Here is a 12,081-nt window from a genome sequence, read left to right on the forward strand (position 1 = left end):
GTACCGACTAAGACGGCTTCTTCGGCCGCGACACCAGCTCGATCATCCTGCCTTCGTCGTCATCAGGCATGGCGGCCTTCGCCTGCGCGTAGGACTCGACCGCGGCGCGCGAGACCAGCGGCTTGTCGGCCAGCAGGCTCTCCGCGAGCTTGACGGCATAGGCGGCATCCTTGTGCCGCAGCGCCGCCGTGAAGGTCGCGCCGCTGAAATCGCGGGCGACCATGCGCTTGGAGTGGCGTTGCACCTGCGGGCTGGCGGCCACACCTGCCTGGATCGATTCCAGCACCAGGTTCATGTCGAGCCCGGCCTGCTCCGCGATCGCAAGACCCTCGGCGAGGCCGGCGATCTGGATCGCGCCCATCAAATTGTTGATGAGCTTGTAGACCGTGCCGGCGCCGACTGGTCCGAAATGGCGGATGGTCGAGCCGATGGGATCGAGATAGGGCCGCGCGCGATCGAGGTCGGCCGCGTTGGCGCCGACCAGCAGCGTCAGTTTTCCGGCGGCGGCCGCATCCGGCAAACCCGTCACGGGGCAATCGAGATAGATGAGGCTGCGCGCGTTGAGTTCGCGGCCCATCTCGCAGGCGTGGTCATAGGAGACGGTGGAGCATTCGATCGCGATGGTGCCGGCCTTCGCCGTCTTGGCCGCACCCTTGGGGCCAAGCCAGACCGCGCGCGAGGCGTCGTCATCGGCGACCATGGTCACGACCGCGTCGGCATCGATCGCGGCATCCTCTGGCGAGGTCGCCCAATGTGCGCCGCGCGCGATCAGGTCGTCCGCTTTTGCCTTGCTGCGATTCCACAGCGTCACCGTGAAGCCGGCATCGAGATAGCGGCCGGCCATGCCATGGCCCATCCGCCCAAGCCCGATGAAGGCAACGCGCGGCATCAATCCACGTCCTCGATGTCAGCGCCCGGGGTGCCGAAGGCACGCTGCGCCAGCGTCGCGGCCATGAAGTCGTCGAGCTCGCCGTTGAGCACACCCGAGGTGTCGGAGGTCTGCACGCCCGTACGCAGATCCTTCACCATCTGGTAGGGCTGTAGCACGTAGGAGCGGATCTGGTGACCCCAGCCGATATCGGTCTTGGCGGCCTGGTCGGCGGCGGCCTTCTCCTCGCGCTTCTTCAGCTCGATCTCGTAAAGGCGTGCACGCAGCATGTCCCAGGCCTGCGCCTTGTTCTTGTGCTGCGAGCGGCCGGCCTGGCAGACCACCGCAACGCCGGTCGGGATGTGCGTCAGGCGCACCGCGGATTCGGTCTTGTTGACGTGCTGGCCGCCGGCGCCGCCCGAACGCATGGTGTCGACGCGGACATCGGATTCCTTGATGTCGATCTTGATGCTGTCGTCGATGACCGGAAACACCTGCACGCTCGAGAACGAGGTGTGCCGGCGCGCGTTGGAATCGAACGGCGAAATGCGCACCAGCCGGTGCACGCCGGCCTCGGTCTTCAGCCAGCCATAGGCGTTATGACCGGAGACCTGGATCGTCGCGGACTTGATGCCCGCTTCTTCGCCCTCGGACTCTTCGAGGAACTCGACCTTGAAGCCGTGCGTCTCGGCCCAGCGCGTGTACATACGCAAGAGCATCTGCGCCCAGTCCTGGCTCTCGGTGCCGCCGGCACCGGCATGAACTTCGAGATAGGAATCGAAGCGGTCGGCCTCGCCCGACAGCAGCGCCTCGAGCTCGCGCCGCGCCACTTCCTTCTTGAGGGCCTTCAGCGCAGCTTCAGCCTCGGCCACGACGCCGGTATCGCCCTCGGCCTCGCCGAGCTCGATCATGCCGATATCGTCTTCGAGCTCCTGCTCGACCTTGCCGATGCCGGACAGCGAATCCTCGAGCGAGGTACGCTCCTGCATCAGCTTCTGGGCCTTCTGGGGATCGTTCCAGAGGTTGGGATCTTCTGCGAGCTTGTTCAGCTCAGCGAGGCGCGCCGTCGATTTCTCGACGTCAAAGATGCCTCCTCAGCAGCCCGACTGACTGCTTGATCTCTTCTACCAACCGTTCGATTTCGGCGCGCATGTCGTTCTCTGATCTCGCGGAATTGTTTCCGCGTGCAATTGAGGTCGCGGTGTAGCGGCGGCGGCCGCAAAGCGCAACCGCCGCGGCCGCGATCGTCCGTCTTATACGCTAGTACAGCCCGCCGGTGCCCGGCCGCATGAAGAAGCCGGAATCCGGCTGCTGCTGTTGCGACGCCGGCATGCGGCCGTCGGCATCGGCAACGCCGATGACCGAGTAATTATCCGGCGGCGCCGTGCCCGGCTTGAACGCTTCGAGGATGGTTCCGCCAGTCTCGCCGGGACCGGCGCGCATGCCGGTCTTGGCGACGACGCGGACCAGCTTGATGCCGGCCGGCACCTTGAATGGAACCGCTGGCTTGTCGGCGAGCGCGAGCTTGAGGAAATCGCGCGCGATCGGAGCGGCCAGATGGCCGCCGGTCGCGGCGTTGCCTTTGCCGAGCGCGCGCGGCTTGTCGTAGCCCATATAGATGGCGACGGCGACGTCGGGCGAGAAGCCGACGAACCAGGCGTCCTTGGCCTCGTTGGTCGTACCGGTCTTGCCGGCGATCGGCTTGCCGACCTCCTTGACCACGGTCGCAGTACCGGCCTGCACGACGCCCTCCATCAGCTCGGTGATCTGATAGGCGGTCATGGAATCCAGCACCTGCTCGCGGCGGTCGATCAGCTGCGGCTCGGCCTGGTTCTTCCAGCCGCCCGGCGCGTCGCAGCCGCGGCATTCGCGCTGGTCGTGCTTGAAGATGGTGTGGCCGTAGCGGTCCTGGATGCGGTCGATCAGGGTCGGCTTCACCCGGCGTCCGCCATTGGCGAGCATCGAATAGGCCGTGACCATGCGCATCGCCGTGGTCTCGCCGGCGCCGAGCGCATAGGAGAGATAGTTCGGCAGTTCGTCATAGACGCCGAAGCGGCGGGCATATTCGCCGATCAGCGGCATGCCGATGTCCTGCGCGAGCCGCACCGTCACGGTGTTGAGCGACTGCCGCAGCGCGTTGCGCAGCGTCACCGGTCCCTGGAACTTGCCGGAGGAGAAGTTCTCAGGCCGCCACACGCCGGCACCCTGGCCCTGGTCAATTTCGATCGGCGCGTCGAGCACGACGGTCGAGGGCGTGTAGCCATTGTCGAGCGCGGCCGAATAGACGATCGGCTTGAACGACGAGCCCGGCTGACGGTAGGCCTGCGTGGCGCGGTTGAACTGGCTCTGGTCGAACGAGAAGCCGCCGACCATCGCGAGCACGCGGCCGGTCCAGGGATCCATTGCCACCATCGCGCCGGACACTTCGGGGATCTGGCGCAGCCGGTACTGACCTTCGACCGGCTGTCCCTCCTTGGAGTAAAGCGGATCGGCATAGATCACATCGCCGGGCTGCAACACCTGCGCGACCGACGTCGGGGTCTTGCCCTTCGCGTTGCCCTGGGCCGCCCTCGCCCAGCGCACGCCGTCGGCCGTGATGAGGCCGGTCTCACGCTGCTTGCTCACGGCACCGCCGAGCTCGCGGCTCGGCTGGAAACCGATCCGCGCCGACTGGTCGCTGGTCTCCAGCACCACTGCCATGCGCCACGGCGAGATGTCGGAGAGCGACTTGATCTCGGCGAGCTTCACACCCCAGTCGCCCGACGTATCGAGCTTGCTCATGGCACCGCGATAGCCCTGCTGCTCGTCATAGTTCACGAGGCCGGCGACCATGGCCTTGCGCGCCATGACCTGGATCTTCGGATCGAGCGTGGTGCGGACGGAGAGACCGCCCTCGTAGAGCTTCTTCTCGCCGTAACGCTCGAAGATGTCGCGGCGGACTTCCTCGGCGAAATACTCGCCGGCGAAGGTGTGAGCACCGTTGGAGCGGCTGGTGACGGCCAGCGGCTCCTTGCGGGCCTTGTCTGCGTCGGCCTGCTTGATCCAGCCGTTCTCCACCAGACGGTCGATCACGTAGTTGCGGCGCTCGATGGCGCGGTCGCGGTTGCGGACCGGATGCAGCGTCGCGGGCATCTTCGGCAGCGCGGCCAGATAGGACGCTTCCGCGACGGTCAGCTCGTTCACCGACTTGTCGAAATAGACCAGCGAAGCGGCCGCGATGCCGTAGGCGCCGAGGCCGAGATAGATCTCGTTCAGATACAGCTCGAGGATCTTGTCCTTCGAGTAGGTCTTCTCGATCCGCATCGCCAGCAAGGCTTCCTTGATCTTGCGGGCGAAGGAGACCTCGTTGGTGAGCAGGAAGTTCTTGGCGACCTGCTGGGTGATCGTGGAGGCGCCCTGCGGACGGCGGTTCGAGCCGTAATTCTGGATGTAGACCACGCCGGCGCGCGCCATGCCGGTGTAGTCGATGCCGCCATGCTCGTAGAAATTCTTGTCCTCGGCCGCGAGGAACGCGTTGATCACGAGCTTCGGCACCGCCTGGATCGGCAGATACAGCCGCCGCTCCTTGGCGTATTCGCCGAGCAGCGAGCCGTCGACCGCGTGCACGCGGGTCATCACCGGCGGCTCGTAATCCTGAAGCTGAGAGTAGTCCGGCAAGTCCTTGGAGAAATGCCAGATCAGGCCTGCTATGGCCCCGACACCGACAAGGAACACCACCGTTCCCGCGGCGAACAGGAAGCCCATGAACCGCACCAGCAAGCGCATTATCTGTTTATCCGTTCAAACTCTGGATCAGCCCCTTGGCACCCGAACCAAAACAGGCGCCAACCTCACGTCGCGAATTCACCGGCCGACTCAATACCATCCGTGCCGGACCTAAAGACGCTTGCCGAACGGGGATTCTCGTCGATTCCGGAACCCCCTGAGGCGTTTTTATAAAGCGTCCGCTGTGGCCAAACTAGGGCTTTTGCGGCGGGACGGAAAAACCCTTGATCAATTCGACGGTCCGGCCGTCGCCAGGCGCTTGGCGAGGAACCCGTCGATCGCCTGCGCCATCGAGCCGACGGCTTTCGACCGCCAGCCATCGGACACCAAATGCTCGAGGTCGCCCTTGTTGGAGACGTAGCCGATCTCGACCAGCACCGACGGTACGTCAGGCGCCTTCAGCACCCGGAAGCCGGCTGATTTCAGGGGATGCTTGTGCATCCGCACGGTCGACTTCATTTCGCCCATCAAGAGGCGGGCAAAACGGTTTGAAAAGGTGCGGGTTTCCCGTTGGGTGAGGTCGATCAGGATGTCGGCGACATCGGTCGGCTCCTCCGCGAGGTTGAAACCCGCGATTGCGTCCGCCCGGTTTTCCGCATCCGCCAGACGCTGCGCCTCGGCGTCGGAGGCCTTGTCGGACAGCGTGTAGATCGTGGCGCCCTGCGCATCGCCTTCCGCGCGCGGCAGCGCGTCGGCGTGAATGGAGACGAACAGCGCGGCCTTGAGGTTGCGGGCGACCTTGGTCCGGTCATTGAGGGGGATGAAGGTGTCGTCGTCTCGCGTCATCACCACACGGTATTTGCCGGCCTTTTCGAGCTTGTCGCGGAGCGCCAGGCCGAAGGCCAGAACCAGGTTCTTCTCGCTCTCGCCGCTCGACTGGGTGCCGTTGTCGATGCCGCCATGACCGGGATCGATCACGACGATGGGGCGGCCATCGGCTTTCTGCTGCGCCGCTTCGGCGGAGGCGGCGGGAACCGTCGCCGGCGGCGCGTCGGCGATGGCGGGCCTCAATTCGGGGCGGCTGTCCGGAGGCAGCGACTGCACGAAGGCGGCGCGATCGACCTCCTCGAGCTCGAGCACGAGCCGGGCCGGCTGGCCGTTGGCCGCCTCCAGCACGTATGAATTGGCGATCTTGGCCGGCCCGGTCAGGTCGAACACGATTCGGGATCCGCCGGGCATGACCAGCCCGTAGCGGAAGGCCTTGACCAGTCCCCGCCCCCCGGCCCCGGTGCCGGCGGGAAGCTGAAAATTGACCTGGGGAACGTCGATCACCACCCGGTACGGGTCGGCGAGCATCACCGCGCGGAAGGTGACGGCCTGATCGATGTCGAGAATGAACCGGGTCTGCTTGCCGTCGCCGGCCAGCCGGGCAGCTGAGGCGACGGGAAAATTGACTGCCGCAACAGAGGGTTGCGCCTGACTCTCCGCTGCCTTCAGGCGCGAAGAATCAGCACATGGCAATGCCGCGGCGCAGAGAAGCGCGCATCCCAGCAAAACCCTTTGATTTGCGCGGCTCGCCACCGATTCCGTGCCTCCGAGCAGCCCTTTTAAGGCAATAGAACCACAGGGTTAATCGATCCTTAATGACGGAGACGCGAAACTTGCCGACTGTGACCGTCGTGCGACGCTCCTTGCACGGATGGTCTATTCCACGTATGTACGGAGTGCTGACGGCCGATATTTCCGGTTGTGTCGCATTCAGCCTCCCGGTGCAGCGCCGGAACTCTCAAGGTTTGGGAATTCCAGCGTTTTCCGTTTCTCTCAAAGACCAGCGCGGTGCGCGGCAGCGAGATGGAGCGGGGCAAGTACCGGCGGTGGACGGTCCCCGGCTACCACTGTGTGTCCGGGACGGTTCTGACAGCGGCGTAACCCGTTACCCGGTCCCTTAATCCCAAGGGGGCGGTTCGTAATCCCAAGGCGAGCGCGCTCGCGCCATGCCTGGCCAGCAGCAACTGATTGAAGGGCGGCCTCGCCGCCCAGTGTTTCATACGGGCCGACGCTTGATGCGCCAGACTGTGCCGACGAATTCTGAAGGACCATTCGCGACGCTGCGGAGAGACAATCCCGCGCGCCGCTTCGGCCCTTCGGCTTCCGGTCCGGCAAGGCGCGAGAGACGGCGTTTCGGCCTTCCCCTCACCCCCGAATCAGGTGGACCGTCGCGTCACCCGGCAGCGCACATCATGGCGCCCACGGTGAATCGCGCCCGCCGCCGCCAAGAGCTAAGACATGCCCAACAAGATGTTGATCGATGCCACCCACCCGGAAGAGACCCGGGTCGTCGTGGTCCGCGGCAATCGCGTCGAAGAGTTTGATTTCGAGACCGCGCAACGCAAGCAACTGCGCGGGAACATTTACCTCGCCAAGGTCACGCGGGTCGAACCCTCGCTACAGGCAGCCTTCGTCGAGTATGGCGGCAACCGCCACGGCTTCCTCGCCTTCAGCGAAATCCATCCCGACTACTACCAGATCCCGGTTGCCGACCGGCAGGCGCTGATCGAGGCCGAAGAACAGGCCCATCGCGAAGCCGAGGAAGAGAGCGAGAACCGCTCCCACGGCCGCCGCCGCTCACGCCACCGCAACTCCCGCCGTCGCAGCCAGGGCGAACGCGTCCGCAGCGACATCGTCGAAGGCGCCGATCTGGCGGCCCAGCCGGTCGACGGCGAGGCCCGGCTGGAGCACGCCGAGGGCGCTTCGCACGAAGGCGAGCATCTGCACGCCGATGCGGAGCATCACGGCGAGCACGAAGGACACGATCATCACGACCACGACCATGGCGAACATGATCACGACCATCATCATCATGCCCATGATGACGATCACCATCACGCCCACGATCATGATGATCATGGTCATGACGGCGAGCACGATCATCACGACCATGATCATACCGACGAGACCCCCGCGCCTGTCGCAGCCTTTGGCGCCGAGCCCGTGGTTGCGACCGAGACCGCCGCCGAGCCGCGCGAAGCTGCCGCCTCCGAGGCGCACGCCGAGGCCCTGGCCGAAGCCGTGACCGCCGCGGCGGAACCGGCCGATACGGTGTACGCCGCCGGCGAGAGCAATGAGGCCCCTCATCACGACTCCGAAGAGGAGGATGATGACGAGGACGAGGATGACGAGGACGCCGAAGAGGAAGTCGTCGAATCCGTCGGCGGTGACGACGTGCTCGAAGAGGTGCCGGCACGCACCTTCCGCCCGCGCCGCCAGTACAAGATTCAGGAAGTCATCAAGCGCCGCCAGGTGATGCTGGTGCAGGTGGTCAAGGAAGAGCGCGGCAACAAGGGCGCAGCGCTGACGACCTATCTCTCGCTCGCCGGCCGCTATGCCGTGTTGATGCCCAACACCGCGCGCGGCGGCGGCATCAGCCGCAAGATCACCAGCGCGCAGGACCGTTCCCGCCTGAAGGAAGTGGTGCAGGACCTCGACGTGCCCGAGGGTATGGGCATCATCCTGCGCACCGCAGGCGCCGCCCGCACCAAGCCCGAGATCAAGCGCGACTTCGAATATCTGATCCGGATGTGGGAGACGGTGCGCGACCTGACGCTGAAGTCGCAGGCCCCGACCCTCGTCTACGAGGAAGGCTCGCTGATCAAGCGGTCGTTGCGCGACCTCTACAACAAGGAAATCGACGAGATCTCGGTTGCCGGCGAAGCCGGTTACCGCGAGGCGCGCGACTTCATGAAGATGCTGATGCCCGCCAATGTCAGCGCGGTGAAGCAGTATCGCGACGGCCAGCCGCTGTTCTCGCGGATGGGCGTCGAGAGTCAGCTGGACGCGATGTTCTCGCCGACGGTGCAGCTGCGCTCCGGCGGCTATATCGTGATCAACCAGACCGAGGCGCTGGTCTCGATCGACGTCAACTCCGGCCGATCGACCCGAGAGCATCACATCGAGGACACCGCGCTCAAGACCAATCTGGAGGCGTCCGAAGAGGTCGCCCGCCAGCTTCGCCTGCGTGACCTCGCCGGCCTGATCGTCATCGACTTCATCGACATGGACGAGAAGCGCAACAACCGCGCGGTCGAGCGCAAGCTGTCCGATTGCCTCAGGCAGGACCGCGCGCGCATCCAGGTCGGCCGCATCTCGCATTTCGGCCTGCTCGAGATGTCGCGCCAGCGCATCCGTGCCAGCATGCTCGAGAGTTCGACTGATCCCTGCCCGCATTGCGGCGGCACCGGCCATTTGCGATCGGTGTCCTCGGTCGCGCTCCAGCTCCTGCGCGGCCTTGAAGAAATCCTGATGAAGGGCGCGACCCATAATCTGGTGGTCCGCACCCGCACCGACGTCGCGCTCTATGTGCTCAACCACAAGCGCGGTCATCTGCGCGATCTCGAAAACGGCTTCAAGGTCTCTTTGTCGGTCATCGCCGACCCCAGCGTGAGCGGCCCGCAGGCCTATCTCATTGACCGCGGCGAGCAGGTGCACACGCTCGAAGCCGCCAAGGCGCTGCTCGTGGCGCAGGCGGCCGTTAGCCCGCCGCTGGCCGTTGAAGAGGCCTATGACGACGAGGAATTCGATCCAGAGACCGAATCCGAGGTCGAGACCGAGGAGACCGAAGGTCTCACCGAAGAGCAGGCTGCCGGCGACGCCGCGACCGAGCAGGACGGCCAGCGCCGCAAGCGCCGCCGCCGCCGCCGCGGCCGTGGCCAGCGCGACGGTGAGCTTCGCGAGGACAGCCCGCCCACCCTTCCCGAACCGGCCATTGCGGCCGGCGAAGGCGAGGAGGATACCGAATCCGAGCAGGATGGCGGCGAGGACGGCGAGGAGCAGGCAGCCCGTGGCGAGCAGCAGGGTAGCGGCGATCGCCGCCGCCGGCGCGGTCGCCGTGGCGGACGCCGTCGGCGCGGTGGCAACGAGGAAGGTCTCGCCGGCTCTATCGGCGACGAACTCGGCGGCAATGCGCCTCCGGAAGCGAGCGACGCCGTCGCCGATTTCGACGGGGCGAGCGGCGAGGCTGCGCCCTCGATCGCGCATTCCGAGCACGTCAACATTGTCGAGCCGCAGGTCGCTCAGCCTGAGCCACGCGTCGAGCCGCAAGCCGAAGCGCCGGCCCAGCCCCAGCTCCTGGTTGCAGACGAAGAGCCCGCCGACGATAAGGCCGCGCGGCGCCGCTCCACGGTCCGTGAAAAGGTGAGCTTCCTGTCGGGCAGCTCGAGCGAGCCCGCAGCACCGGTTGCATCGGCGCCGGAGCCGGTTGCTCCGCCTCCGCCTGCGCCTGAACCCGGACCGGAAGCGGCGACCGAAACATCGAGCGCACCGCGGCGCGCCGGCTGGTGGTCGCGCCGGTTCGGCGGCGGCGAATAAAAAGGGAATCCAGACGAAACCGCCCGGCCAAGCCGGGCGGTTTTGATTTGGCGAGGTCATTCGAATGAAAAGTGCGATCGTTCTCGGTGGCGGTATGGTGGGCGTGGGGGCCGCGCTCCATTTGCAACGGCGCGGCTGGTCGGTGATGCTGGTCGATCGCAGGGAGCCGGGCCGCGAGACCAGTTACGGCAATGCCGGCATGATCCAGGCGGAAGCCGTACGGCCCTATCCGATGCCGCGCGACCTCGCCACGCTGATGAAGATCGCGACCGGCCGCACCAACGACGTACGCTACAGCCTGTCCTCGCTTCACCTCCATATCGAGCCCCTGCTCCGCTATTGGTGGCATTCGGCGCCGAAGCGGCATCGCGAAGCGATCGCGGCGTGGGCGCGCCTGATCTCCTATGCGACCGGCGAGCACGACGTTCTCATTCGCGAAGCCCATGCCGACAATCTCATCCGGCGCGCCGGCTACCGCATGCTGCATCGCGACCCCGCAGCATTCGATCTCGCGATCCAGACGGCGGAGGAAAACCGCCGCGATTTCGGCGTGAATTTTCGCGTGCTCTCGGGCAGCGAACTGACAAAGGCCGAGCCGATCCTGCGCGACGATCTCCCCGGCGCCATTCACTGGCTCGACACCTGGACCGTGTCCGATCCCGGCGCGCTGGTCACGGCCTATGCCGATCTGTTCGAGCGCCTCGGCGGCACCATCCTGGTCGGCGATGCCCAGACCTTGCAGCAGACCGCGACCGGCTGGTCCGTCGACACGGACAGGGGCCGCATCGATGCCGCCGCAGCCGTCGTGACGCTCGGGCCGTGGTCGCCTGATCTGTTGCAGAAGTTCGGCTACCGCATTCCGCTGGTGCGCAAGCGCGGCTACCACATGCATTACAGCGGCGGCAATTCGCTCGACCTGCCACTGGTCGACACCGCACGCGGCTACGCCATGGGCCCGATGGCCAAGGGCATCCGCATCACCACCGGCGCCGAGTTGACCGGGCCGGACGCGCTCGCAACACCCGTGCAGCTCACCAGCGCCGAAGCCTCCGGCCGCGAGCTGATCGACCTTGGCATGCGCGTCGAGCCTGATCCGTGGTTCGGCACGCGCCCCTGCACGCCCGACATGCTCCCCGTGCTCGGCCCCGCCCCGCGCCACCCCGGCCTCTGGATGAATTTCGGCCACGGCCACCAGGGCTTTACGCTCGGGCCGGCAACGGGACGCCTGCTCGCGGAGATGATGAACGGCGAGACGCCGGCGATCGATCCGGCGCCATACCGGCCGGACCGGTTCTAGCGCTCGGCCATGAGCTTTTTGATCCGCTCGGCGTCCTCCGGCGTCGCCGGGTTGTAGACGATCATGCTGAGGTCGGAGCGGCCCTCGACGTTGAAGCTCGAATATTCGAACGACATGGTGCCGTGGACGGGGTGCCTCAGCCGCTTGGTGCCGTCGCCATGATGGCGCACGTCGTTGTCGCGCCAGAGCGCGGCGAATTCCGGGCTGGTGCGGCAGAGCTCGTCGACGAAATCGGCGACATGCGAGACGGCGCCTGCCCGCGCCGCGTCCGCCCTGAAGGCCGCCACCACGAAGCGGGCGACACTGTCCCAATCATATTGCGCAGCACGCACGCGCGGATCGCAGAAGATGAAGCGCAGGATGTTGCGCTGTCCCGGCGGGATCGCGCCATAGTCCGTCAGCACGACGCTCGCCGCCCGGTTCCAGGCGACGACGTCCCAGGTCGCGGTCCGCACCAGCGCCGGGCTGAAGGCGAGCGCATCGAGCACGCGCTGCAGCCGTGGCGAGACGCCTTCCGTGGCCTGGTAACGCACCTCGGGCGGGCGACCGAGCCCAATCAGGAACAGATGCTCGCGCTCGACGTCGGTCAGCATCAGCGCACGGGCGATGCGGTCGAGCACGTCCGCCGACGGCGCCCCGCCGCGTCCCTGCTCCAGCCACGTGTACCAGGTCGCGCTGATATTGGCGCGCTGGGCCACCTCCTCGCGGCGCAGCCCGGGCGTGCGCCTCCGGCTGCCGGCCAAGCCGAACGCGGCGGCATCGAGCCGGGTGCGGCGGTCCTTCAGGTAGGTCCCGAGCAGGTTTTCGGCGGTCGTGGTCTCGCTCATCCTGTTAGCTATTATACCCT

General features: G+C 66.2%; 7 protein-coding genes. 2 read left to right on the plus strand and 5 right to left on the minus strand.

The window, feature by feature from the left end:
• Window positions 1-7: 7 nt before the first annotated feature.
• From F8237_RS00230 to F8237_RS00245, 4 genes are all read right to left on the minus strand, one after another.
• Window positions 8-889 (minus strand): NAD(P)-dependent oxidoreductase, encoded by an 882-nt coding sequence (locus F8237_RS00230; RefSeq protein WP_151641853.1) that lies wholly within the window; start codon window positions 887-889, stop codon window positions 8-10.
• Window positions 889-2,020, minus strand: a protein-coding gene (gene prfB / locus F8237_RS00235) for a peptide chain release factor 2 (protein WP_151641854.1) whose coding sequence is annotated in 2 segments (ribosomal slippage) — window positions 889-1,950 and window positions 1,952-2,020 — 1,131 coding nt in all. Because the reading frame shifts where the segments join, the coding sequence is not laid out codon by codon here. The genes F8237_RS00230 and prfB overlap by 1 nt, the downstream gene beginning before the upstream one ends.
• A 108-nt stretch (window positions 2,021-2,128) precedes the next feature.
• A complete protein-coding gene (locus F8237_RS00240; RefSeq protein WP_151641855.1) occupies window positions 2,129-4,633 on the minus strand; it encodes a penicillin-binding protein 1A in 2,505 nt (834 codons plus the stop codon).
• Between the two features lie 228 nt (window positions 4,634-4,861).
• The gene (locus F8237_RS00245; protein WP_151641856.1) at window positions 4,862-6,154 is read right to left on the minus strand and encodes an N-acetylmuramoyl-L-alanine amidase; all 1,293 of its coding nucleotides are present in this window, start codon (window positions 6,152-6,154) and stop codon (window positions 4,862-4,864) included.
• 705 nt (window positions 6,155-6,859) lie between these two features.
• On the opposite strand from F8237_RS00245, the gene F8237_RS00250 reads away from it, so the two are divergent.
• Window positions 6,860-9,937: an Rne/Rng family ribonuclease gene (locus F8237_RS00250; protein WP_151641857.1), complete on the plus strand. Its 3,078-nt coding sequence runs from the start codon at window positions 6,860-6,862 to the stop codon at window positions 9,935-9,937.
• Window positions 9,938-10,001: 64 nt separating this feature from the next.
• Window positions 10,002-11,234 carry an NAD(P)/FAD-dependent oxidoreductase gene (locus tag F8237_RS00255; protein WP_151641858.1) on the plus strand — a complete coding sequence of 411 codons (1,233 nt, stop codon included), beginning with the start codon at window positions 10,002-10,004 and terminating at the stop codon, window positions 11,232-11,234.
• On the opposite strand, the gene F8237_RS00260 is transcribed toward F8237_RS00255, so the two are convergent.
• Window positions 11,231-12,061, minus strand: coding sequence for a helix-turn-helix transcriptional regulator (locus tag F8237_RS00260; RefSeq protein WP_151641859.1), 831 nt, complete (start codon window positions 12,059-12,061; stop codon window positions 11,231-11,233). The genes F8237_RS00255 and F8237_RS00260 overlap by 4 nt on opposite strands.
• Between the last annotated feature and the right edge of the window lie 20 nt (window positions 12,062-12,081).

Source organism: Bradyrhizobium betae (assembly GCF_008932115.1).
Taxonomy (GTDB): domain Bacteria; phylum Pseudomonadota; class Alphaproteobacteria; order Rhizobiales; family Xanthobacteraceae; genus Bradyrhizobium; species Bradyrhizobium betae.